The organism is uncultured Ruminococcus sp., assembly GCF_934476685.1.
GTDB lineage: Bacteria > Bacillota > Clostridia > Oscillospirales > Ruminococcaceae > Hominimerdicola.
Genome location: NZ_CAKSNX010000006.1, coordinates 48,943 through 73,575 on the forward strand (window position 1 = coordinate 48,943; position 24,633 = coordinate 73,575).

The following is a 24,633-nucleotide window of genomic DNA, read 5'->3' on the forward strand; positions in this document are numbered from 1 at the left end:
AAACGCCGTTAGTCTTTAATATACACCAAAAGGCAGTGGCAAAAAATTGCCTCTGCCTTGGTAGTTTACAAAATTACTTACGGATACCCAGCTTCTCGATAGTAGCTCTGTATCTCTCGATATCTGTCTTCTTAAGGTAGTTAAGAAGATTTCTTCTCTTACCGATCATCTTGAACAGACCGCTTCTTGAGTGGTTGTCCTTCTTGTGTACCTTGAGGTGCTCTGTGAGGTCGCTGATTCTCTTTGTAAGGATAGCGATCTGTACCTCAGGTGATCCTGTGTCAGTTTCATGAGTTCTGTTAGCTTCGATAACAGCTGTCTTTTCGTCTTTTCTAAGCATTTTTCATACCTCTTTCAAAATATTTCCGCTGTAAAAGGATATGGCAGGTATTATTCTCACTAAGGAGCGCAGCCCATATTCTGTTGCAGGGATACTTGCTGATGCGCACATTCTGCTTTACCTTACACGCAATACAGCTTTATAATTATACACTTTTTCCTATCCTCTGTAAATAGGGTGAAAATAGTCTTAACAGAAAATTTACATTTCTATTTTACATTACTTTATGCCGTGGTGCAGCTTTCCTGCTGTCAGCGTATTCTTCATAAGCATAGCGATAGTCATAGGACCTACTCCGCCCGGAACAGGTGTGATATAGCCTGCTTTTTCCTTGCAGTCCTCGAAATCAACGTCGCCGCAGAGTTTTCCGTTCTCATCTCTGTCCATTCCAACGTCGATTACTACTGCGCCCTCCTTGATATAGCCGGCTGTTATCATTTTAGGTCTGCCAACAGCAGCCACAAGGATATCCGCTCTTGAACAAACTTCTTTGAGGTTCTTTGTCTTTGAATGGCAGATAGTTACTGTACCGCTTCTGTGGAGCAGCAGCATAGCCTGCGGCTTGCCGACGATATTGCTTCTTCCGATAACAACGCACTCCTTGCCTGCAACGTCGATACCGGTCGAGTCAATAAGTTCCATTACTCCCGCAGGGGTGCATGGGAGAAAGCTGTAATCTCCTATCATTATCTTGCCCACATTTACAGGGTGGAAAGCGTCAACGTCCTTGTCGGGGCGGATATTATTTATAATGATCTTGTCATCAAGATGCTTTGGCAGCGGCAGCTGAACAAGTATGCCGTCAACTCTGTCGTCATTGTTGAGCTTGTCCACCAGCGCAAGCAGCTCTTCCTCAGTTGTTTCAGCAGGCAGCGCATACTTGAAAGAATTAAATCCAACAGCCTCGCAAGCCTTTTCCTTATTTCTTACATACACCTGTGATGCAGGATCTTCGCCTACGATAACTACCGCAAGACCTATCTCTACGCCCTGCTCCTTAAGCTTTTCTACCTCTGCTCTGATATTTTCCTTTACCTTAGCAGAAACTGCCTTTCCGTCTATGATATTTGCCATTTCTATCATTCCTCTCCGTCAGTTTTTTCTTCATTATCTTCTTTATTGTCATTTTCATCTGAGTTTTCAGACTTCTCGTCCTCTTCCTCATCGTCCGCAAGGATAGACTCATACTCTTCGTTTGAGGTTTCCACCTTATCATGTTCCTCAGCATTTTTAAGAGCGTCTTTTTTCGCCTTTACAGCGTCCTTGCCGAACTTTTCATCATATTCCTTCTGAAGTTCAGCAAAGCTCTCGCCCTTTGACTTAGCCTCGCTTATCTTCTTTTTAAGCTCTTTCTTTTCCTTCTGCTCCTCAGCGTATGAATCATACTCTGCAAGCTGAGCCTTTGAAAGCTCTGTTTCATAGAAGAATTTATAACTGCCGCTGCGTCTTACCATATTTCTGAATATGATTATGAGCAGTATAGAGGCGACAACGCAAGCACCTGCAACAAGCTGTGAAACTCTTATCTGACCGAGATAGAGCGAATCCGTTCTCAGTCCCTCGATGAAAAATCTGCCCAGACCGTACCAGCCGATATACATAAGGAAGATCTCTCCGTCGAACTTTCTGTGCTTGAAATAAAGGTGCAGACCGATAAATCCGATAAGACACCAAATAGACTCATAAAGGAAACATGGGTGTACAGGTGAGAACTGATCCATATCGAGGATATCGTGGTTAGCAATAAAGTTAGCTGTTGTCCATGACATCATTCCCCATGGAGCGTCAGTATTTGTGCCGAAAGCCTCCTGATTGAAAAAGTTGCCCCATCTGCCTATGCACTGTCCGATAAGGAAGCAAGGTGCGACTACATCAAGCAGAGCGATAAGTTTAAGCTTGCGCAGTTTTGCGATAATGCCGCCCACAAGGATAGCGCCGATTATTCCGCCGTATATAGCAAGTCCGCCGTCCCTTATCTTGAAAAATTCGGTCAGCTTCATTCCCTCTGTGTTGAAAATGATATAGTAAAGTCTTGCGCAAACGATAGCGCCGATTATTCCGCCTATAACAGCGTCAGTTGCTCTGTCGGGATCTATTCCCACAGACTTCATCTTGCGGAATCCGTATATCATTGCAAGAAGTATGCCGAGGGCGATAAGAAAGCCGTACCAGTATATCTGGATATCAGTTCCCGGGATAGTGAACATTACTCTGTCGATAGAGATACCCTCTTTGAGGATATTATCTCCGTTGCCGAAATTCGGGAAGTACACCTTGTCGGGGTTAGCCTTTAGTGTTTCCCTTGTCTGCGCCGTATCGGCAAATACAGCGGCAAGCCTTGTCAGTTGAAACATTTGAAATTTCTCTCCTTAGATGTTAAAATTATGCTATTTATTATCCACGACCGAGATCGCCGATCTTTCCGTATCAAACAGCACATCAAGCGCTCTGCGGCAGTCCTCTGCGGTGATATCCGCCAGCAGCTTTGCCGACTCAAAGACCGTTGTGCCGTTGAAATAGCTTTCCATCATACTGTTCGCACAGTTTTCCACATTGTTGAGCGCTCTGACTATTCCGCCGTATTTGGACTTTTTGCAAATCTCAAAACGCTTTTCGTCAAAACCTTCTTTTTTCACACGCTCTATCTCGCCGCAAAGTCTTTTGTAAACCTCGTCAGGATCTCTTGACTCACCTGAGATTATGCAGGTGAAAAAGCTGTCCGTTCCCGAAAATTCTTCAAAACCGAACTGCGAATTGATAAGTCCCTCTTCAAAAAGCTCCTTATGCAGCGGTGATGTTGAACCTATGAGCAGCTGCATTATAAGTGACGAAAGAACTCCCCTGCGCTCATATTCCATTTCTCCGCAGGGTTCTGACTTGAATCCTATGCAGAATATCGGCAGTCCCACAGGGAACACAGCCGTTATCTTCTTCTGAGCCACTCCGGCAGGTTCTTCTGGGAATTTCGTTTCGACGCATATATCATTTGCAGGCTTTAACAGCCTGTCGCATATTTCTATTACCTTATCCTCGTCAACATTTCCTGCAATGGAAAGCACCATATTGTGAAGATTATAGAAAGTATTGTAACATTCATAAAGCAATTCAGGTGTGATATGTGAGATAGACTCCACCGTTCCTGCAATATCTATCTTGACAGGGTGTTCAACATACAGCGCTTTCAGCAGATTGTAAAAGCACTGCCTTTCGGGTGAATCTCCGCACATTTTAATTTCCTGTCCGATTATGCCCTGTTCCTTTTCAACGGTTTCCTTTGTGAAATATGGTTTCTGAACAAAATCCAGCAGTATTTCAAGAGCCTGCTCCCAGTTTTCCGAGGTGCTGAAAGTGTATGCAGTTTCATAGAACGAAGTGTAAGCGTTTGCGCTTGCGCCTGTTGCGGCATAGAGGTCGAACACATCGGTATCCTCGTTCTCGAAAAGCTTATGCTCAAGATAGTGGGCAATGCCCTCAGGAACAGTAGTGAAATCTCCGCTGCCCTTTACTCTGAAACAGTTGTTTATCGAGCCGTACTTTGTGGCAAACGCAGCCTCAGTGGTCGTAAAGCCGTCCATTTTCCACACAAGCACATCAAGTCCCGATGGGTGCTTTATAAGGCTGTACTGCTCGCCGAGAGCCTCGCTTTTTATGATCTTCTTATCCATTCTGCAAGCCCTCCTCCGATGTCAGTATATATATGCTGTCGGGCTTAAAGCTTTCAGCACATTCGATTATCTGTTCTCTTGTAACGGCATTGATAAATCCTGCCGCCTGTTCCGGTGTATAGCTTGTACCCCTTGTATTCTGCGCCTCGAACCATGACGCCATATCCCATTCGGAATCATAGTTTGACTTATACGCTCCGCACATATAAAGCTTGGTATTTTCAAGCTCCTCATCGGTGAAATCTCCCGCCGCAACGGCAGCGATCTGTTCGCCTATCGCCTTTCGTGCAGCTTCGATATCCTTTGCCTCAACGCCGCTGTCGATCATAAGCGTACCTTTAAGGTCAAGGTATGCGGCTGAACAGTAATAACACAGCGACAGCTTTTCACGGACATTTGTGAACAGCTTTGAGAAAGGTGAATTTCCCAGCAGCACAGAGAAAAGCTTGCACACATATATGTTCTCATAATCCGACTTATAGGACATATACATCTTGCTCTGGCTGACCGCCATTTTCTCGGTGATATTTTCAAGTTCCGACTTCAAAGGTGAATTTCTGCGGTAAACTATCTTCTCCGTATTCTCCCTTTCAAGCTTTGAGAAAGCGTCCTTTATCATTTCCACAGCATTATCAATGCCGCCTCCGCCGCATACGGTTATTTCGATATGGGCGCTTTTAAGAAGATATCTGTACTGTCTCATAAGGTCTTCCTGTGTGACCTTTTCTGCCTTTTCGGCAGTTATCCCTGCTGCAACAGCGGCAGGCTCGTTTCTGAAAGTCAGTCCCTTTGCTTTCATATAACCGTAGGAACGCTTTTCATTTACAGTCGCCGATATAATATCCATCAGCTCCTGCTTTCTTATTCTGAAATAGTCCTCGTTGAACTTTCCGTCCTTTATATCAGGACTAAGCGCACAGAGAAGTATCTGTCTTACCACCTCTTCCGAGATGACCTCGCCGCCTATGGTAAATCTGTCGCATATCGGTGTGGTCGAAAATCCTAACACCTGATAATCGCCCATGCTGTCAAATATCGCTCCGACAGACGTTCCGTAAAGTCCCGCAAACTTCTGCGAAAGCTCTGTCTTTGATGTTATCTCTGAGTTCGATGTGACAAGTACAGGTGGCAAAAGTGCATTTGCGGCATAATTCTCTTCCGATATTGCCGTAATGAACTTTATCCTTATATTGTTGGTCTTGAATTTCGGATCGTATATCTCGTTAAGATATATCCCGTCGCCTATACAGGTCCTTTTATTTGTAATGTTTTTTTCTGACATCTGCCATTCTCCGATCTCTCCTGCCTTTAAGCAGGGATAAAATGAATACTCTATAAAGTATACCACATTCCGCCGAGCATTTCCATAGTTTTCACAAGATTTTCATTATCCGAATGTGCTAGATTATAGTATACACAAAATTTTCCCAATGGAGCATTGTACCCTCATCGGTTTCGTCAGGCAGCAGCGCTCTCGCCATAAGCAGATCTTCACCTGTTTCAACATTCTCCAGATGAGCATAATCTCCGTCTATTTTAGTAACTCTGTACGTTCTTGGTTCCATTTACGTTATCTCTCCTTTCCATAAAAGCGGCATTGCTTTCGCCGCATATCAGCTGAAACTGCTTTAAAGTCTGTGCCGTCAGCTTTATCGTCTGCGCAGAGCGTATGCCTGTGGTCTTTTTGATATCGCTGAAATAAACCACCAGTCTGTTCGGCGAATTTTCGTCAGCTATGCTTTGTGCATACTCCATAACCTTTCTCGCCGTCGCCTTATCATGTGAATCCATTCGCAGACAAAGGCTTTTCTTCTGAGCCTGCTGAACGAACCGCTCGCCGCTTTCTATAAACTCTGCGATTATTTTAGGGTTTTCGTCCTCTTTGCATGAAAGCTTGCCTCTGACATGAAGCACCGCTCTCTCCTTAAACAGCGACGCTGCCGCTGAAAACACTTTCGGGAACACGACTACTTCCAAAGAAGAGAACTTGTCCTCCAGCTGGACAAAGCACATCATATCTCCCTTTTTGGTTTTCAGCTGCTTTTTATGGGTAAGCATACCTATAATATCCACCATTGTTCCGTCACGCAGCCGCTGATTTTTATTCACGTCTTTTTCCTCTGTGCTGCGTATTATATCCATGGAAGTAACAAATTTTGACGCAAGCGCATAAGGTTCATACTGATCTATCGGGTGCGCCGAAACATACATTCCCAGTGCTTCATGTTCAAATTCAAGCAGCTTTTCAGGGCTGAATTCCTCAACAGGGTGTATATCCGCATCGGAATAGCTCTCTCCTCCGCCCATATCAAAGAAATCAAGCTGACCCTCCAGTCGTTGGTTATTAGACTTTGAGATATCCGTCATAAGCCGTTCCGCACTGTTGAGCATTTCGTGCCTGTTGTGTGGGAAACTGTCGAACGCTCCACTTTTTATAAGTGCCTCAACAGTCCTTGTATTCATATCTCTTCCCTGCATTCTTGTACAGAAATCATTGAGCGTCTTGAAAACTCCGTTATGCTTGCGCTGTGAGATTATTCCTGCTATCGCACCCTCGCCCAGACCTTTCACCGCCAGCAGGGCAAAGCGTATGCCGCCCTCCTGCGGAACAAATCCACGCTCGCTCTTGTTTATATCCACAGGCAGTATCTTAACGCCGTTCTTTTCAGCGTCCGAGATATATCCTGCCAGCTTTTCCGTACTTTCAAGCAGAGCGTTCGTCATAAGCGCAGCCATATATTCATTATAGAAATGCCTTTTCAGATATGCAGTCTGATATGATACGGTAGCGTATGCCGCCGCATGGGATTTATTGAAAGCATAGCTTGCAAAAGATGTCATTTCATCAAATATCTCATTTGCAACATTCTCAGGCACTCCGTTCGCCACAGCGCCGCAGCACTGCCCTTTTTCGCCGTAAATAAAGGCTCTTCGCTCATTTTCAAGCACATCGGCTTTCTTTTTCGCCATGGCTCGCCTTACGATATCCGCTCTGCCATATGAATATCCTGCCAGAGTTCTGAATATCTGCATTACCTGTTCCTGATAAACTATACAGCCGTATGTGACTTCAAGTATATCCTTCAAAAGAGGGTGCTTATACGTCACAAGCGACGGATTGTGCCTGTTTCTTATATATGTGGGGATAGAGTCCATCGGTCCCGGTCTGTAAAGGGATATGACGGCTATGAGATCCTCTATTCCCGTTGGTTTTAACCTCATTATGGCAGAGGTCATTCCTGCGCTTTCAAACTGGAAAACGCCCTCTGTCTTGCCCTGCGACAGCATTTCATACACCGCAGGATCGTCAAGGGGTATCCTGCTGACATCAAAATCAGGGTGCTTTTTCCTGACCTCTTCACAGCAGTGCTTTATGATAGTAAGGTTTCTCAATCCGAGAAAATCTATTTTCAGCAGTCCGAGCCTTTCAAGAATGGTCATAGTGTACTGCGTTGAAACCGCTCCGTCCCTTGCGTAAAGAGGAACATAGAAGTCAACAGGCTCTTTAGTTATAACGACTCCTGCTGCGTGGGTAGATACGTTTCGTGGCATTCCCTCCACTTTCATAGCGGTGTCGATGACCTGATGTATCTTAGGATCGTTTTCGTACAGCTGTTTAAGCTCCGTTATATTCTGCACCGACCAGCCCAGCGGATATCCTCTCGGAACGGCTTTTGCTATAACGTCGCCAGTCTGATAGCTTAACCCCATTGCCCTTGAAACGTCACGGACAGCCTGCTTTGCCGCAAGGGTACCGAAAGTCGCTATCTGTGCAACGTGATCCGAGCCGTACTTTCTGACAACATAGTCTATTACCTGCTGTCTGCCCTCCATACAGAAATCAATATCAAAGTCGGGCATTGAAACTCTTTCAGGGTTTAAAAATCTTTCAAAGAGCAGATTATATCTTAATGGGTCTATACCTGTTATCCCTATGCAGTATGCGCAAAGGCTTCCTGCGCCCGAACCTCTTCCGGGACCCACGGGGATATTCTGCTGTTTTGCATAGTTGATAAAATCCCACACTATAAGGTAATAGTCAGTATACCCCATCTGCGTGATGATATCAAGCTCATATTCAAGCCTTTTCACAGCCTCTTCCGTAGGTTTTCCGTACCTTTTCACAAGACCTTTTCTGCACATATCACGGAGAAACTTCTCGTTATCCTCCACTCCGTCTATGTGGAAATACGGCAGTTTCGTGCTGCCAAACTCAAAGGTCACATTGCATCTTTCTGCGATCTTCACCGTGTTTTCAAGAGCCTGCGGCTGTGACGGAAAAAGCTCCTCCATTTCCTCAGCGGATTTTACATAGAACTCGTCCGTAGGGAAAGACATTGCATTCGGATCGTCAATGGTTGTCGCAGTGGAAATACACATCAGCACCTGCTGAGCGTATGCGTCCTCCTTACGGAGATAGTGGCAGTCGTTTGTTGCGCACAGCGGTATCCCCGTTTCTTTTGACAGCTTTATGAGCAGAGGGTTTATACGCTGCTGCTCGGAAAAGCGGTGGTTTTGTATCTCAATAAAATAATTTCCTCTGCCGAAGATATCCAAATATTCAAGGGCAGCTTTTTTTGCCCCCTCAAAATTCCTTTCCGAAAGCCTCTGGGGTATCTCTCCTGCAAGACAGGCTGAAAGGCAGATAAGTCCGCCGCTGTATTTCCTCAGCAGCTCTTTATCCACTCTGGGACGGTTGTAAAATCCCTCTGTATAGCTCAGCGAAACAAGCTTGATAAGGTTCTGATACCCCTCGTTGTTCTCACAAAGCAGTACAAGGTGATAAGGGTGTCCGTCCAATCCCGCTGTCCTGTCAAAACGTGTTCTCAGTGCAACGTACATCTCACAGCCGATGATAGGCTTTATCCCCTCCTGACGGCAGGCATTGTAGAACTCAACTGCGGCGAACATATTTCCGTGATCCGTTACCGCCACAGCTTTCTGTCCAAGTTCCTTTATACGCACAACAAGCTCCTTGATGCGGCAGGCGCCGTCAAGGAGCGAGTATTCACTATGAAGATGTAAATGTACAAAATCAGGCATTTCTATCCCTCTTTCATTTTTCGGGATCTTGCTGCGGTATTCCCTTTTCCTTTCGTATGGAGGCAGCGATATCGGCTATCTTCTGAAGTCTGTGGTTCGCACCGGATCTTGATATAGGCGGATCGAGCGCCGCTCCAAGATCTTTCAAATTGTAGTCGGGGTTATCATATCTCAGCTGAGCTATCTCCTTAAGATTATCGGGCAGGGCGTTAAGACCCATAGTCGAATCTATAAGCTCTATATCTGCGATCTGACGTTCGGAGGCTTTGAGTGATTTCTCGATATTCGCATTATCGCAGTTCACCGCACGGTTTATCTTGTTGCGCATATCCTTCATCATCTTTACATTCATAAGCTCCATAGACGCCATAGGCGCACCCATGAGCGTGAGCATATCAATGATGTTCTCCGATTCCTTTATGTAAACTATCTGAACGTTCTTGCGTTCCATGTGCTTTGGTATGATGCCGTAATTATCTATCAGCAGCAGACCAAAATCATTACAGAGATCAAGCGTCGGCATAACAAATTCCATATGATATTTCTTCTCAGGATTGTTCACCGAGCCGCAGGCAAGAAATATCCCCGCTATAAGCTGCGAATAGAATTTCGGCTTAGGAAGATAATCCTCCGTCAGTCTTCTGCTTTCGTCTATGCCGAAATAGTCCAGCAGATATATCCTCTGCTGTTTGTCTGGTATCTCAAGGCTGTAAAGGGTAACTCCGTTCTTTCTGTCAGCCTCGCATACGCTTACGCAGCCCTCACATTCAAGTATCCTTTCAATATTATGCACAAAAAAATCAACGGTAGTCTTGTTTTCCGTAAGGAACAATATCTCCTCGTCGCTGAGATTATTGCAGCAGCACAGCATTCCCATTATGCAGGCATCAGCTTTCTGTCTGCTGTTTATCCTGTCGATTATCTCCGACTTGACTTTATATGAAAATGAAAGTTCTTCCACTTTTCGACCTCTTAACGTTTTTCAATATCCCTGTGGGTTATCCTTATCTTATGTCCCTGCTCGGTAAGGTGCTTTGCGGCAGCCTCGGCAAAGGTAACGCTCCTGTGCTTTCCGCCTGTGCAGCCGAAAGCTATGACAAGCTGAGATTTTCCCTCTTTTTCATAGAGCGGTATAAGATAATCTATCAGATCCGTCAGCTTTGCAAGCAGCGTTTTCGCCTCGTCAAAGCTCATAACATATCCCGAAACCTCTTCATTCAGTCCTGTCTTGTATTTAAGTTCAGGGATATAAAACGGATTAGGCAGGCATCTTACATCGAACATAAGATCAACGTCTGTCATAGAGCCGAACTTAAAGCCGAAAGAGCGCACATCTATTTTCATATGATCCTCGTTGCTGTCAAGGAATATCGAATACATTCTCTCCTTAAACTCAGCAACTGAGCTGTTGGTGGTATCTACATAATAATCCGCCTGTCCCTTTACGTTGAGCAGGAACTCTCTCTCCGTTTCGATAGCCTTTCTGATATTGCCGTAGGATATCTCATCAAGGGGGTGCTTTCTTCTTGTTTCCTTGTATCTTCTTACGATAGCGTCATCTGAGCTGTCAAGGAAGAGTATCTTTATGCTTACTCCCATAGCTTTCATATCCTTGACTGCGTCCTGAAGTTTAAGAAAAAGATCTCCTCCTCTTATATCTGCAACAAAGGCGACCTTATCTATCTTGTTAGAGGACTGTCCGCATATCTCTGCAAATTTGACCATAAGCTCAGGCGGCATATTGTCTATGCAGTAATATCCTATATCCTCCAGAACATTGACTGCCGTGGATTTTCCCGATCCTGACATTCCCGTTACAATTACAAACTGCATAAATCTATCCTTTCTGAAATCGACCGACAGCTACGGTCCGTCTTATTCGTATGGTATATATTTCACTTCACATTCAAGCATAAAGCCGGTCTGTTCCTTGACCGTATCCTGAATATGTCTGATAAGTGCAAGGATATCCTCACAGGTCGCACCGCCCTTGTTGATAACAAAGCCGCAGTGCTTTTCCGAGACCTGCGCTCCGCCTATGGCAAAGCCTTTCAGACCGCAGTCCTGTATAAGCTTTCCTGCGAACTGTCCCTCAGGGCGCTTGAATGTAGAGCCTGCGCTTGGGTATTCAAGAGGCTGCTTGCTCCTTCTTCTGCCCATAAGCTCCACCATTTTATCCTGTATGTCGTCATAATTAGCGGGCGTCAGCACAAATTCTCCGCTTGTGATGACCTCGTCCGAGTCGGTAAATCTGCTTTTTCTGTATGACATATCAAGTCTGTCCGCACCTATGACTTTGAGCGCACCGCTGCTGTCCGTTACTGTGCAGGATTTCAGAACGTCTTTTATCTCGCCGTCATATGCCCCCGCATTCATATATATCGCTCCGCCTACCGTTCCCGGTATGCCGTAAGCAAATTCAAGTCCCGACAGGGAATGTTCAAGGGCAAATCTGCAAAGCTTTATAAGGCTGCAGCCTGCCTGAGCGCAGATAGTAGTGCTGTCTTTCATATAGATATCGTCTATGGAGCTGCCCATAAGCAGCACAACACCCTTAAAGCCCTTATCGTCGAACAGCACGTTTGAGCCTTTGCCCAGCACGAATGTGCGCACGCCCAGCCTTGAAGCCTCCGCTGTAAGTCTGGCAAGATTTTCGTCGGAGCTTACGTCCACAAGGGCGGTACATTCTCCGCCGACCTTGAAAGTTGTGTGAGCGGAGAGCGGCTCGTTATACACCACTCTGCACTCAAGCTCCCTCGCCAGATTGAGCAGATTTTCTGTGTTTTCCTTATTCTCTGTATACATATTTTATATAAAAACTCTGAGTAAGAGTATCTCCTTTCGGTATATTATGCGCTATATCTCCAACGCCGGTCTTTTCTTCTTCAGATATTCCTTTATTCTTTCTTCGCTTGCGTTCACGATAAGCTCCTGCGGAAATTCAAGATCCTTTACCATCTGTTCAGCGATAGGTGTCTGACCGATAAGCTGACAGAAATGGCTGTCCGAGTCTATGACTACGGGTATCTCATACTTTTTGCAAAGTTTAAGCACCTCGACAGAATTTTCCCTTGAACCCTTTTTGTTCATTATAGAGCTTTCGTTTATCTCCACAAGCTTGCCGTACTCTTTAAAAACTTTAAGCGTTTTTTCAAAATCGAAAGGAAATCTCGCCGTTGTGCAGTGACCTATAACGTCAACATATGGATTTTCCGCTATCTTCATATAAAGCTGAGTATGCTTTTCGGCAGTTGACGGCATAAGACAGCCCTCATAGCCATGCATTGATGCCACTACCCATTCAAGATTTTTAAGCGTCCTGTCAGGCAGGTCAAGGCTGCCGTCCTCCAGTATATCCGCCTCTGCGCCTTTAAGCACAGTAACTCCCTCAATAGTCCTCGGCAGACATCTGAGGTTTTCAAAGTGCCATATATGAGGTGAATCGGGCATACACGGCGCATGGTCGGTCATTGCTATTACTTTAAGACCGTACTTTGCCGCCCATATGCAGTTTTCCATTATTGTGGAGTAGGCATGAGTTGAAGCGATAGTATGTGTATGCATATCTCCCTGCAAAAACATGATTTATGACCATTCCTTTCCGACTATAAAAATCAATCACATCAGAACGTATCCCAGTTCTTTACGGACTCCTTCTGATCCAGTTCAAGACCGAGATTATGAAGAAGCTCTGCGGCAGCGTTGTATCCCATCTTCTTATGACGGTTGTTCATAGCCGCAACTTCCAGTATGACCGCAAGATTTCTGCCCGGCTTTATCGGGATAGTAAGGCTAGGTATCTTTACGCCGAGGATAGTTGTATACTCGTTGTCAACGCCCATACGGTCGTATATCTTTGTGCTGTCCCAAGGCTCAAGCTCAACTATAAGGTCGATCTTCTCGCTGACCTTTACGGCACCCATACCGAACAGACGTCTTGTATTGATGATACCGATACCTCTAAGTTCAAGGAAGTGACGGATATTATCAGGCGACTGACCAACAAGTGTTCTGTTTGAAGTCTTGCGTATCTCAACAGCGTCGTCGGCAACAAGTCTGTGACCTCTCTTTACAAGCTCGATAGCAGTTTCACTCTTACCTACGCCGCTCTCGCCCACGATAAGTATGCCTTCGCCGTAGACTTCTATAAGCACTCCATGTCTTGTTATTCTCGGAGCAAGCTCAACGTTCAGATAACCGATAAGTGCGGCGATGAACGCAGTAGTGCTGTCCTGAGTTCTGACAACAGGGACGTTATATTTTTTCGCAATATCCAGCATTTCGGGATAAAGTTCATGACCTCTTGCGACCACGAACATAGGTATCTTTGTTGCAAAAAGTGCGTCTATCCTGCTGAATCTCGTCTTTTCATCGAGGGTAGCAAGATAAGCGAACTCCATATTTCCGCATATCTGTATACGCTCGGCATTGAAATACTCATAAAATCCCATAAGCTGAAGACCGGGTCTGTTGCAGTCGTTGTCGGTCACGATAAGCTCGTCAAGATTTTCCGGGGAATACAGTACCTCAAGATTAAGCTGATTGATTATTTCGGTGATCTTTACGCTGAAAATCTCTGCCATTATCAGTCATTCCTTTCATAGCCTTACGGCAATTTTTATACTTTCAAAATATTCAGCCTTGCCTTACGGCAATTTGCTCAAAGGCTGATAAGTCCTCTTTTATACATCTCCTGCGCCGCAGTCATTACGCCCGCTTTGCCTGTCGGATATGTTATTCCGCCCTGAAGCCATGCTGCAAAAGGCGGTCTGATAGGTGCGTCTGCTGAAAGCTCTATGGACGCTCCCATTGTGAATGCTCCTGCCGCCATGATGACCTTGCTGTCATATCCTGGCATATCCCATGCCTCTGGTGTAACATAGCTGTCAACAGGCGAACCTTTCTGTATGCCCTGACAGAAAGCCACAAGGTTCTCCTCATTCTCCAGCAGGATAGATGCGATTATATCCGTTCTCGTTTCTCCGCTTTCTGGGAGAGTTTTAAATCCGAGCTTTTCAAAGAAACGGCAGGCAAAAACAGATGTTTTGAGTGCTGCGGAAACCACCTGCGGTGCAAGGAAAAATCCCAGCAGCATTTCTCTGCTCTGGTTGAGCGTACAGCCTATCTCCTTGCCCATTCCGACGCAGGTCAGTCTGTCTGCACATTTTTCAACAAGATCTGCTCTTCCGCAGATATATCCGCCTGTGGAAGCGATAGCTCCGCCAGGGTTTTTGATGAGCGAGCCTATGATAAGGTCTGCGCCTACCGAAAGCGGCTCCTGCTTTTCAACAAATTCGCCGTAGCAGTTATCGACCATTACGATTATATCAGGGTTCGCAGCCTTTGCAGTCTTTGCTATCTTGCCGATTATCTCAACGGTCAGCGAAGGTCTGAGGGAATATCCTCTTGAACGCTGTATATATGCTATCTTTGCGGTCTTTGAAAGCTCCGCTATCTTGTCATAGTCGGGGTACATATCGTCCACCAGATCAGCCTGAACATATTTAACACCGAAATCAGCAAGAGAACCGTTGCCCTTTTCACCTCTGATACCGATTATCTCTTCAAGGGTATCATACGGCTTGCCTGTGCAGGCGAGCATAACATCTCCGCTTCTCAGCACTCCGAAAAGTGCAGTGGAAAGAGCGTGTGTTCCGTTTACGAATGTGTGTCTTACAAGTGCGTCCTCGCCGCCGAAAGCCTGAGCAAAAACCTTGTCTGCCGCCTCTCTGCCTATATCGCCGTAGCCGTAGCCTGTTGTGCCTTTAAGGCAGCCCTCGCTCACACGGTTGTCGATAAATGCTTTAAGCACCTTCTGTCCGTTGTAGTCGGCATTTTCATCTATGACCGAGAACATCGGCACACATTCCTTTTCAGCCTCCGCCGCAAGTGCAAGAAGCTTTTCATCTATATCAAAAAAACAATCAGCCATTGGTATCTTTCCTCTCTAATACAAGATCAACTGCACGTTCCTTAAATCCTATCTCCTCATAGTAGCTTACTCTGTGAGGTCTTGCAAAAAGCCTTACGTCAAAGCCGTCCTGCGTGAGCTTTTCGCCTATCCAGTAAAGCAGCTGTCTTGCGTGAAATTTTCCTCTTTCCTCAGGTATAGTTCCGACATGACCTATAAGCGCCACCCCGTCAACTATATACTGTATCGTAGCGGTAGTATAGTTTTCCAGCAGGAACGACTGCGAAAGTCCTCTTCTCACTCTATGTGAGGTATCCGTCAGCCAAAGCTCATAGCTCTGCGCCAGTTTTGGAAAACAGGTCTTTAATATACTGAACACATCATCAAGCTTAGGCAGCTCGTTTACGTTCAGCGACGGCAGGACATTTTTCGGAACGAACTCAAATTCCGTCCGTCTGTCGCCCTTATACTCCCCGTCAAGCTCGTCACAAAGCGACTGGGCATAGACATTTTCAAGCTCTATGACCTCAGGCTTTATCATTCTCACAAAGCCAGCCATTTCGCTGATGATATCCTTATCGAACTCCCTGCCCTCAAACGACGATATCATCATAGAACTGTTGAACTGCGATATGACGCCCAACTTTTCATTATCCTTTTCAACGATAAAAAAACGTGAAAAATCGTAGCCTGTGCCGTATGCAGAGAAATGGGATTTTATCCTGCGTGTATAATTATTTGACTTTAACCCTCTTAAAAGGGCGTCGTCAATATCCTTAGATTCGTAAATCATTTGTTATAGATCCTATCCAGAATTAATTTTGTGAGAGCGTATGTGTTCTCAAAGTCCTCCTGCTTTATAACGCAGGACGGCGAATGGAGATATCTGCACGGAACAGATACCGCACAGGTCTTTATTCCGCCCCTTGACAGATGTATTGCTCCTGCGTCATTTCCGCCTGCGATCCTTGTCTTTGTCTGACAAGGCAGGTCATTTTCCGCCGCAGTTTCAAAAGCAAGATCGTAAAGCTCTTTGCTGTATATAGTATGTCTGTCCATAAACGAAACAACAGGACCTTTTCCCAGTTCGCATACCTTTTCATCGTCCTCAGACGGCGGTATGTCAGCCGCCGTAGTAGCCTCAAGCACAATGGCATAATCGGGATCGACTGTATACGCTGCACAGCCTGAACCTCTCAGACCGATCTCCTCCTGCACAACAAAGGTGAAATAGGTATCACATTCCACACCTTCGTCTATCATTCTGAGCATTACCGCACAGCCTGCTCTGTCATCAATGGCTTTGCATTTTACAAAGCCGTCGCCGAATTTCACAAACTCCGAAACAAATCTTACGCTGTCGCCCAAGGAAACAAGCTTTTCGGTCTGTTCCCTGCTGTCCGTTCCGATATCAACGGTCATTTTATCGAAAGGCACAGACTTTTTCCTCTCATCAGCAGAAAGATTGTGTATCGCTCTTCCGCCGATAACTCCGCATATGCCTTTGCTGCCTATGCGTACTCTTCTTCCGAAAACAACTCTCGGATCTATTCCGCCAACAGGTGATATCTTTATCGTGCCGTCCTCATTGATATAGGTAACTATCATTCCCACCTCGTCCATATGAGCAGATACCATTACCTTGTTTTTCGCTCTGTTTTTTCCCTTGCAGAAAACTATAACATTTCCGAGAGCATCAACGGTTACCTCAGCCTTTTTGCCGATACGTCCGATTATATACTCCCTTACAGCGCCCTCGTCGCCCGATATGCCGTCAAGCAGGCAAAGCTTTTCAAGTTCGTTCATCATATGCTTTTATCCCCGCTTTCCACGCTTTCACTGAGAATATATTCCGCAATCAGCCTTGCTGTATTTTCGATATCCGCAAGATCAACTATCTCGGCAGGAGTATGCATATGCTTTTCTGGAATGGATATCGTTACTGCTGCCGCTCCACCCTTTGAAACACCGATAGTGTCGGCATTTGTGCCTGTTCTGCCGTTCATAACTTCTATCTGATAAGGGATATCTTTATCCTTTGCAATATCTCTGAACTTCTCCGACATAGTCTTTGAAAGTGACGGTGCAAAGCCTATCATAGGACCTTTTCCAAGTTCTCCGCAGTCAGCCGCACTTTCGCCGTGAGTTTTAGCAAATGAAACATCTACGATAACTGCATAATCCGGATCAAGAACATAGGCTGCGGTCTTTGCGCCACGTTCGCCCACTTCCTCCTGAACGGAGAATGAAACTGCGATATCAAAAGCCGTATCTTTTCCCTCAAGCAGTTCAAGCGTTCTGATTATCGCTGCACAGCCTGCTCGGTCGTCAAGAGCCTTTGCCGTAACTCTGCCGTTCTGAAGTTCTTCCAGACTGTTTTCTATAAGCACCCTGTCGCCAAGGTTCACAGCCTTTTGAGCCTGCTCGAATGACATACCTATGTCGATATATATATCCTCCATTTCAGGCACAGCAGAGCTGTCCTTTTCAAGATGAGGCGGAGTGGAGGTAACTATGCCCTTTATCTTCTCTCTGCCGTAAACAGTCACCTGCTGAGCGAGCAGGACACGTCTGTCGAGTCCTCCGCAGTTTGAAACTTTAAGAAATCCGTCCTTTGTGATATAGCTTACTATCATGCCTATCTCGTCGATATGTGCGTCAAGGAGCATAACGGGCTTTTTGCCGTTCGCACTGCCGCTTCTGAAAAGCACATTCCCCGTAGTATCGTCCACGGTCACAGAGCCGAACTTCTCCAGCATTTTCGCAGCAGTGCGGGCAGCGGAATTTTCCTCGCCAGAAACGCCCTGAGCCGCTGTCAGCTGTGAAAGTATATTTTTTATATTTTCAAAATTAAGATCACTCATAAAATTACCTTATTTCATTGTTTTCGTATTATGCAAGTTCGTTTACGCACTGCTTGAAATGCTTTCCCCTCTCTTCAAACATTCTGTACATATCAAAGCTTGCGCAGGCAGGGGTAAGGGAAACTATATCGCCCTCCACAGCATACTTTCTTGCTGTTTCAACAGCCTCTTTCATATCCTTTACCATAATTATCTTTATGCCGCTTTCGCTGTAATTAGGCGCAGCCGTTACAGCGGCTCTTATCTTTTCAGCAGTCTGTCCCATAAGAATAAGCACCTTTACCTTATCGCAAATAGGCGCAGCCATAGGCTCAAAGGATATTCCCTTGTCAGAACCGCCCTGTATCATTATCTGCTTCTGGTCAAAAGCCGCAAGGCAGGCAAGAACTCTTGTCGGGCTTGACGCAATGGAGTTATTGTAATATTTTACACCGTCAAGTTCTCTTACGAACTCTATTCTATGCTCAACTCCGCCGAACTCCTTAGCTACCTTTTCAACAGTTTCAGGCTTTACCTCGCCGTATGTCATAGCGATAGCTGTAAGGTAGTCCTCTACGTTGTGCATACCGGGAATCTTTATATCGTCCTTGTGAACATACTCTGTAACCTTGCCGAAATCATTATAGCAGAGCATACCGTCCTCTCTGAGGAATGAACCCTGCTCAGGCTTTATCTTTGTGCTGAAATATGCAAGTCTGCCTCTTACGATAGGCGCAAGACCTCTTGTAGTTTCATCGTCCCAACTGAGAACGGCTCTTGAATATGCGTTCTGATGACTGAGGATATTGCACTTTGCCTGTGTGTACTCCTCCATGGTTCCGTGAACGTTGAGGTGGTTAGGTCTTATATTTGTTATGCCCGCAACGTCAGGCGACTCTCTCATAGAGATAAGCTGGAAGCTTGAAAGCTCGCATACCGCAACGTCCGAGTCAGAAATAGTTTCAACGATAGGAAGAAGCGCCTTGCCGATATTTCCGCCGATATGTACTCTCTTTCCCTCGCCTTTGAGAAATTCGCTTACAAGTGTTGTTGTGGTGGTCTTTCCGTCTGAACCTGTCAGCGCATAGGTCTTGCATGGGCAGAGGTCAAAAAATGTTTCCATTTCGGAGGTTATGATAACGCCCTTTTCCCTTGCCTTTGTTAGAACAGGATCGTTGTAGTACATACCGGGTGTACGGAAAACTATATCGCAGTTGAATATCTCGTCAAGATAATGCTCTCCCAGAGAAAATTCGCAGCCCTTTGCCGAAAGCTCCTCCATAAGCAGCTCATCGAACTGATCCTCGTCCTTTTTGTCGCAAACAACGCAGTTTATGCCCTTTGTAAGGAACTGCTTTATAAGGTCGGTATGGCTTACGCCGACGCCTATAAAAGCTACCCTTTTATCCTTTATCATATTAAAATATTTCTGTGCCTTTGTCATAATGAACACTCCTTATTTTTATTAGCTATACATATTCTATTTTATTATATACCATTTGAGCCGAAAACGCAAGGCTTTTTTTGTCAAACCGAAACTTTTGCATTTGTAAAACGTTTACTTGATTTTTGCGTATAAAATAATCGGGGTTGAACCTTATAAATTTGTAGAAAAGGTTAAAAGTTAAGAAAAATTTGTCCAAAGGTATTGTAAAAAGTTTTTATATACAGTATAATAATCTATATAACTCAGATTAGTTTAAAATAACCTTTGAGATCTGAATATTTAAACTAAACGAAAAAACGGAGGATGTATTTGATGGGAAGCGCTGAAAAAATTTTGTTCGACAACAGTTCCAGAGTTGCGCCGCTCGGCATTATCGCTATGGAGGGTGCAAAGGAGCTGGGAGAAAAGGTAAACAACTACCTTATCCAGTGGGCAAATGAAAATGAATATTTCAAGGATACTTTCCTTGTACAGTCGGATTGTCCTAGATTTTCTTCTGGCGACGGCAAGGGACTTATCAAGCAGACGGTAAGAGGAAACGATCTGTTTATCCTGTGTGATATGGGTAATTACAGCGTAACATATGACTATTTCGGTCATGAAAACTGTATGTCGCCTGACGACCACTATCAGGATCTTAAGAGGATCATACAGGCTGCAAGCGGCAAGGCTCACAGAATAAACGTTATCATGCCTTCTCTTTACGGCGGCAGACAGCACAGAAGAAATTACAGAGAGTCTCTCGACTGTGCAGTTGCTCTTCAGGAGCTTCAGGCTATGGGTGTATCAAACGTTCTTACATTTGACGCTCACGATCCTAGAGTTCAGAATGCTGTACCGCTCATGGGCTTTGACAACATTATCCCTTCCTATCAGGTACTCAAGGCTATGTTCAAGAACCTTGACGATTTCAGACCTGACAAGCAGCATTTCATGATAGTATCTCCTGACGAGGGCGCTATCAACAGAAATATGTACTATGCGTCAGTTCTCGGCATCGACCTCGGTATGTTCTATAAAAGACGTGACTACTCAACAGTAGTAAACGGAAGAAACCCGATCATAGCTCACGAATACATGGGCAACGATGTAACAGGCAAGGATATCTTCATTGCTGACGATATCATCTCATCAGGCGAGTCTATGCTCGATATCGCTGTTGAGCTTAAAAAGCGCAAGGCAAACAAGATCTACTGCTATGCAACATACGCTATCTTCACAAACGGTCTTGACAGCTTTGACAAGGCTTACGCTGACGGCATCATCGACGGCGTTTTCGGCACAAACCTCACATACAGATCTCCTGAACTTCTCAGCAGACCTTGGTTCTATGAAGTTGACTGCGCTAAGTATATCGCATACTTCATTGCAGCACTCAACCACGATTCTTCTATTTCAAGAGTTATGGATCCTCATCAGAAGATCTCTGCACTCCTTGAAAAGTACAACATCAAGAAGTAAAAATAAATATTATAAAACAAAAGCTCCCTCTTATCAGGGAGCTTTTTGATGATACAGGAGGACGCTATGATCTTTGCAGGCATTGTGGCAGGCGGCAGCGGAATGCGTATGAAAAACGCAGACAAGCCAAAGCAGTTTCTTGAACTGGGCGGTGTGCCTATACTCATAAGAACGGTAATGGCATTTGAAAAAGTTCACGATATCGACAGGATATATATAGGCATAAATCCGCAGTGGCACGAATACGCTCAGGGGCTGCTTGAAAAATACGGCATGAACAATGACAGGATAGTTCTTTTGGACGGCGGTGCGGACAGAAATGGCACTATATTCAAAATACTTGATGCGATCACAGCAGAATATGAGATAAGTGGGAATGACGTTCTGCTTACCCATGACGCTGTACGTCCTTTTGTCAGTGAGAAAATTATTCTTGACAACATCTCAGCCGCAAAGGAATTTTCCGTCTGCGGAACATATATCCCTTCTGTTGACACGGTAATAAGAAGTACGGACGGCTGCAATGTAAAGGAAAACCTTATCCGCAGCGAGCTTTTTCGTGCCCAGACACCGCAGAGTTTCTGCATAAAAAAGCTTTGTGAATGTATAGAAAAGCTTGGCGAAGAGAAAATAGCCTCTCTTACAGATGCCTGCGGCATTTTCACAGAATGCGGCATACCTATAAGAATGGTCGAAGGGGACGATCTTAATTTCAAGATCACCACAGACCCCGACCTTTTCCTTGCAAAGGCTGTCGTAAAGCAATTACAAGAAACGGACAAATCAATATAACATAAAACGTCGGAAGATGAACGCTATCTTCCGACGTTTTTATTTTCATTATTAGTGTATCAGACCGCAGCCTTGCTGTTTTCAGCAGCAGAGGTTTCTATGCTTTTTTGATTTGCCATACAGCCGCTGTTGAAGTTTCCCGAAATGTGTGAATCTATTATATTGTTCACGCAGCTGTAAAGATAAGGTTTAAGCTTGTCAAGCTCCACAGGCTCGGAATAAAGTATGGCTGAATAGCAGGTAGAGCTTACAAGCTCCACTATCATAAATATCATTATCTCAGGCTCGCATATATCGCTTGGTGCTTCCTCAAGCATCTGATTATATATGCTGACAAAATCAAGATCATCTGATTTTACAGGAGCAGTCAAAGCGTGTTTGAACACTCCCCAGCTGAGGTTTTTAGCTATGAACGTCAGCAGAGATTTATTCTCATTAAGCTGATTTATTATGCTGTCTATAATAAAAATGATACGCTCGTTGAAAGTGAATTTCTTTCCGCTTGCCGTAAGCTCTTCAAGCGCATTGGTGAAAAGCTTTGAGGACTGGTGCGCCACCAACCTGTTTTTAAGGTCATATTTATCCTTGAAATAAAGATAGAACGTACCCTTTGCCACGCCGGCATTGTTTACAATATCAGATATTGAAGTTTTGCTGACGCCCTGAGCAGTGAACAGCTTATACGCCGTACTCAGTAGAGAATCCTCTTTTGCTTTTTTGTTTGCGTCAAGCTTGCCCATAAAACCGCTCCCTTTTCATTAAAGAATGATAGTTGTTACAGGGGTATATCACCATATTTTCCCCGTAATGTTGCCTTAATCTAATTATATTCTTTCCCACAAGATATGTCAATAGTCCAAATTGCACAGCTTTTAAAAATGACTAACGGTCATTTTGTGCAACCATACAAAATTGAGAAAAATGGAATTTTAAATATTGACTATCGGTCATTTTAGTGATATACTGTTTTTGCAATAAAAAATGACTGATAGTCAGAAACAGGAGATGACGCTAAATGAACAAATTCGGCAAGGGAGTCGTAAAGTTCAGGATCCCCATTGTCATAATTGCAATTCTTCTTTTGATACCGTCTTCTATCGGTATGGCAAAGACAAGGATCAATTACGACATACTTTCCTACCTTCCAAGTGATATCGAAACGATGAAAGGTCAGGACATAATGCTGGACGAATTCGGCAAGGGCGGTTTTGCTTTCCTAGTGCTTGACGGCATGGAGGACAAGGACGTTGCAAAGCTGAAAGAAAAAATAGAAGATGTTCCTGCGGTAGCCGACGTACTGTGGTACGATTCCATCGCAGACATTTCTCTTCCAAAGGAAGTTCTTCCTGACGACTTATATGATATTTTCAACAGCGGAGATTCCACTATGATGGCGGTATTCTTCGACAAGTCAACATCTGATGACGCTTCACTCGACGCAGTCGTTCAGATAAGAAAGATCGCAGGAGAACAGTGCTATGTAAATGGTATGACGGCGATCGTTGAGGATATAAAGGATCTTACACTTAAAGAAACTACAATGTATGTAGTTATCGCAGTTATCCTTACAAGTATAATCCTTGCGATCACAATGGATTCCTTCCTTATTCCGGTTATATTTATGGTGAGCGTAGGAATGGCTATCCTTTATAACTTAGGTTCAAACATACTCAAGGGTGAGATCTCATTCATCACTCAGGCGCTGACAGCGGTACTTCAGCTGGCGGTAACGATCGACTACTCGATCTTCTTGTGGCACAGCTATAAGGAGCAGAAAAAGTTCTGCAACGGCGACAATAAAGAGGCTATGGCAATAGCTATCGGAAAGACGATATCTTCCGTAGTTTCAAGCTCAGTAACAACAGTTGCAGGCTTCCTTGCACTTTGCTTCATGTCATACAAGCTCGGTCTTGATATGGGTATCGTAATGGCAAAGGGTGTTGTACTCGGAGTTATCTGCTGTATCACAGTTCTTCCTTCACTCATTCTTATCCTTGACAAGCCACTTGAAAAGACAATGCACAAGGATATCGTTCCTAAGCTCGACAAACCTGCTGCATTCATTATAAAACATCATGTAGCATTTATCGTTCTTTTCGTTGCTCTGCTCATACCTGCTGTATACGGACAGATCAACACAAACGTTTATTACAACCTTACAGATACGCTTCCAGAGGATCTTAACAGCGTTGTTGCAAACTCAAAGCTTGCTGACGAATACGGAATGGCTTCAACACACATCGTAATGTGTGATTCAAAGATGTCCTCCAAGGAAGTCAACAACATGGTAAAGGAATTCAAGGACGTTGACGGCGTAAGCTTTGCGCTGAGCCTTGATACACTTATCGGACCTTCTATCCCTGCTGAGGTAATACCTGAATCGGTAACAAGTATTCTTAAAAACGGCGACTGGCAGATGATGCTGGTAGGTTCTGATTACAAGGTAGCGTCAGACGAGGTAAACGATCAGATAACAAAGCTCGACAAGATAATAAAGAGCTATGACAAGAACGGCATGATAATCGGTGAGGCTGCCGCAACAAAGGACCTTATCACTATCACCGACCACGACTTCGCAGTAGTTAATACAGTTTCGATCGCTGCGATCTTCGTAATTATCCTTATCGCACTCAAATCCGTTTCACTTCCTATCATTCTCGTAGCGGTCATCGAATTCGCTATCACAGTAAATATGGGTATCCCATGCTTTACAAATACAACGATACCGTTCATCGCATCGGTAGTTATCGGTACTATCCAGCTCGGTGCTACCGTTGACTACGCTATCCTGATGACAACAAGATACAAGGAAGAAAGAAACGCAGGCAAGGATAAGACAGAGGCTGTCACGATCGCACTTTCAACTTCAATGAAGTCCATTATGGTCAGCGCTCTCGGATTCTTCGCATCGACATTCGGCGTAGGAGTTTACTCCAGCGTAGATATGATCTCACAGCTTTGTACGCTGATGTCAAGAGGCGCTCTCATAAGCATGGTAACGGTTATATGCGTTCTTCCATCAATGCTTATGCTTTTCGACAAGGTAATCATTCATACAACAATGGGTATGCGTCCAAAAAAGGAAAAGCTCTACAAGCTTCCTGAAATTCACTAAAAAGGAGATAACGACT

At 44.7% G+C, this 24,633-nt stretch carries 21 protein-coding genes; 3 read left to right on the forward strand and 18 right to left on the reverse strand.

The features are described 5' to 3' along the window. Positions 1 to 73 precede the first annotated feature (73 nt). The 17 genes from rpsO to murD all read right to left on the reverse strand — a co-directional run bounded on the left by rpsO (position 74) and on the right by murD (position 19,246). A complete protein-coding gene (gene rpsO / locus Q0E19_RS07635) occupies positions 74 to 340 on the reverse strand; it encodes a 30S ribosomal protein S15 (RefSeq protein WP_294408592.1) in 267 nt (88 codons plus the stop codon). A 219-nt stretch (positions 341 to 559) separates the two neighbouring features. Further along, positions 560 to 1,414, reverse strand: coding sequence for a bifunctional methylenetetrahydrofolate dehydrogenase/methenyltetrahydrofolate cyclohydrolase FolD (gene folD / locus Q0E19_RS07640; protein ID WP_294408593.1), 855 nt, complete (start codon positions 1,412 to 1,414; stop codon positions 560 to 562). A gap of 5 nt (positions 1,415 to 1,419) precedes the next feature. After that, entirely contained in the window at positions 1,420 to 2,694 is a 1,275-nt protein-coding gene (gene lgt / locus Q0E19_RS07645; protein WP_294408594.1) for a prolipoprotein diacylglyceryl transferase, read from the reverse strand. A 33-nt stretch (positions 2,695 to 2,727) separates the two neighbouring features. After that, positions 2,728 to 4,005: a pitrilysin family protein gene (locus Q0E19_RS07650; protein ID WP_294408595.1), complete on the reverse strand. Its 1,278-nt coding sequence runs from the start codon at positions 4,003 to 4,005 to the stop codon at positions 2,728 to 2,730. Next, positions 3,998 to 5,287, reverse strand: coding sequence for an insulinase family protein (locus Q0E19_RS07655; RefSeq protein WP_294408597.1), 1,290 nt, complete (start codon positions 5,285 to 5,287; stop codon positions 3,998 to 4,000). Before Q0E19_RS07655 ends, Q0E19_RS07650 begins: the two co-directional genes overlap by 8 nt. Positions 5,288 to 5,405: 118 nt before the next feature. Further along, positions 5,406 to 5,570: a hypothetical protein gene (locus tag Q0E19_RS07660; RefSeq protein ID WP_294408598.1), complete on the reverse strand. Its 165-nt coding sequence runs from the start codon at positions 5,568 to 5,570 to the stop codon at positions 5,406 to 5,408. Continuing rightward, positions 5,542 to 9,048 (reverse strand): DNA polymerase III subunit alpha, encoded by a 3,507-nt coding sequence (locus tag Q0E19_RS07665; protein ID WP_294408599.1) that lies wholly within the window; start codon positions 9,046 to 9,048, stop codon positions 5,542 to 5,544. The genes Q0E19_RS07660 and Q0E19_RS07665 overlap by 29 nt, the downstream gene beginning before the upstream one ends. A gap of 13 nt (positions 9,049 to 9,061) precedes the next feature. Continuing rightward, a complete protein-coding gene (gene whiA, locus Q0E19_RS07670; RefSeq protein WP_294408608.1) occupies positions 9,062 to 10,009 on the reverse strand; it encodes a DNA-binding protein WhiA in 948 nt (315 codons plus the stop codon). Between the two features lie 11 nt (positions 10,010 to 10,020). Beyond that, a complete protein-coding gene (gene rapZ, locus Q0E19_RS07675; protein ID WP_294408610.1) occupies positions 10,021 to 10,881 on the reverse strand; it encodes an RNase adapter RapZ in 861 nt (286 codons plus the stop codon). Between the two features lie 42 nt (positions 10,882 to 10,923). Next, complete coding sequence (gene murB, locus Q0E19_RS07680; RefSeq protein WP_294408612.1) at positions 10,924 to 11,853, reverse strand: UDP-N-acetylmuramate dehydrogenase; 930 nt, start codon at positions 11,851 to 11,853, stop codon at positions 10,924 to 10,926. 51 nt (positions 11,854 to 11,904) lie between these two features. Continuing rightward, positions 11,905 to 12,630, reverse strand: a complete 726-nt coding sequence (locus Q0E19_RS07685) for a phosphatase (RefSeq protein WP_294408613.1) — start codon at positions 12,628 to 12,630, stop codon at positions 11,905 to 11,907. Between the two features lie 41 nt (positions 12,631 to 12,671). After that, positions 12,672 to 13,631, reverse strand: a complete 960-nt coding sequence (hprK, locus tag Q0E19_RS07690) for an HPr(Ser) kinase/phosphatase (protein WP_294408614.1) — start codon at positions 13,629 to 13,631, stop codon at positions 12,672 to 12,674. A 77-nt stretch (positions 13,632 to 13,708) separates the two neighbouring features. Continuing rightward, positions 13,709 to 14,980 (reverse strand): methionine gamma-lyase family protein, encoded by a 1,272-nt coding sequence (locus Q0E19_RS07695; RefSeq protein WP_294408615.1) that lies wholly within the window; start codon positions 14,978 to 14,980, stop codon positions 13,709 to 13,711. After that, positions 14,973 to 15,752 (reverse strand): hypothetical protein, encoded by a 780-nt coding sequence (locus Q0E19_RS07700; RefSeq protein ID WP_294408616.1) that lies wholly within the window; start codon positions 15,750 to 15,752, stop codon positions 14,973 to 14,975. The genes Q0E19_RS07695 and Q0E19_RS07700 overlap by 8 nt, the downstream gene beginning before the upstream one ends. Beyond that, positions 15,749 to 16,768, reverse strand: coding sequence for a M42 family peptidase (locus Q0E19_RS07705; protein ID WP_294408617.1), 1,020 nt, complete (start codon positions 16,766 to 16,768; stop codon positions 15,749 to 15,751). The genes Q0E19_RS07700 and Q0E19_RS07705 overlap by 4 nt, the downstream gene beginning before the upstream one ends. Beyond that, a complete protein-coding gene (locus Q0E19_RS07710; RefSeq protein WP_294408618.1) occupies positions 16,765 to 17,823 on the reverse strand; it encodes a M20/M25/M40 family metallo-hydrolase in 1,059 nt (352 codons plus the stop codon). Before Q0E19_RS07710 ends, Q0E19_RS07705 begins: the two co-directional genes overlap by 4 nt. Positions 17,824 to 17,851: 28 nt before the next feature. Next, complete coding sequence (murD, locus tag Q0E19_RS07715; RefSeq protein WP_294408619.1) at positions 17,852 to 19,246, reverse strand: UDP-N-acetylmuramoyl-L-alanine--D-glutamate ligase; 1,395 nt, start codon at positions 19,244 to 19,246, stop codon at positions 17,852 to 17,854. 315 nt (positions 19,247 to 19,561) lie between these two features. Between murD and Q0E19_RS07720 the strand changes: the two genes are divergently transcribed. Together Q0E19_RS07720 and Q0E19_RS07725 are read left to right on the forward strand one after the other, a co-directional pair. Further along, positions 19,562 to 20,710 carry a ribose-phosphate pyrophosphokinase gene (locus Q0E19_RS07720; RefSeq protein WP_294408620.1) on the forward strand — a complete coding sequence of 383 codons (1,149 nt, stop codon included), beginning with the start codon at positions 19,562 to 19,564 and terminating at the stop codon, positions 20,708 to 20,710. A 48-nt stretch (positions 20,711 to 20,758) separates the two neighbouring features. Next, positions 20,759 to 21,502: a 2-C-methyl-D-erythritol 4-phosphate cytidylyltransferase gene (locus Q0E19_RS07725; protein ID WP_294408622.1), complete on the forward strand. Its 744-nt coding sequence runs from the start codon at positions 20,759 to 20,761 to the stop codon at positions 21,500 to 21,502. A gap of 59 nt (positions 21,503 to 21,561) precedes the next feature. Here Q0E19_RS07725 and Q0E19_RS07730 read toward each other — a convergent pair whose 3' ends face one another. After that, positions 21,562 to 22,242, reverse strand: coding sequence for a TetR/AcrR family transcriptional regulator (locus tag Q0E19_RS07730; RefSeq protein WP_294408623.1), 681 nt, complete (start codon positions 22,240 to 22,242; stop codon positions 21,562 to 21,564). A gap of 275 nt (positions 22,243 to 22,517) precedes the next feature. Here Q0E19_RS07730 and Q0E19_RS07735 point away from each other — a divergent pair, with 275 nt between their 5' ends. Beyond that, a complete protein-coding gene (locus Q0E19_RS07735) occupies positions 22,518 to 24,617 on the forward strand; it encodes an MMPL family transporter (protein ID WP_294408624.1) in 2,100 nt (699 codons plus the stop codon). Positions 24,618 to 24,633: the final 16 nt, after the last annotated feature.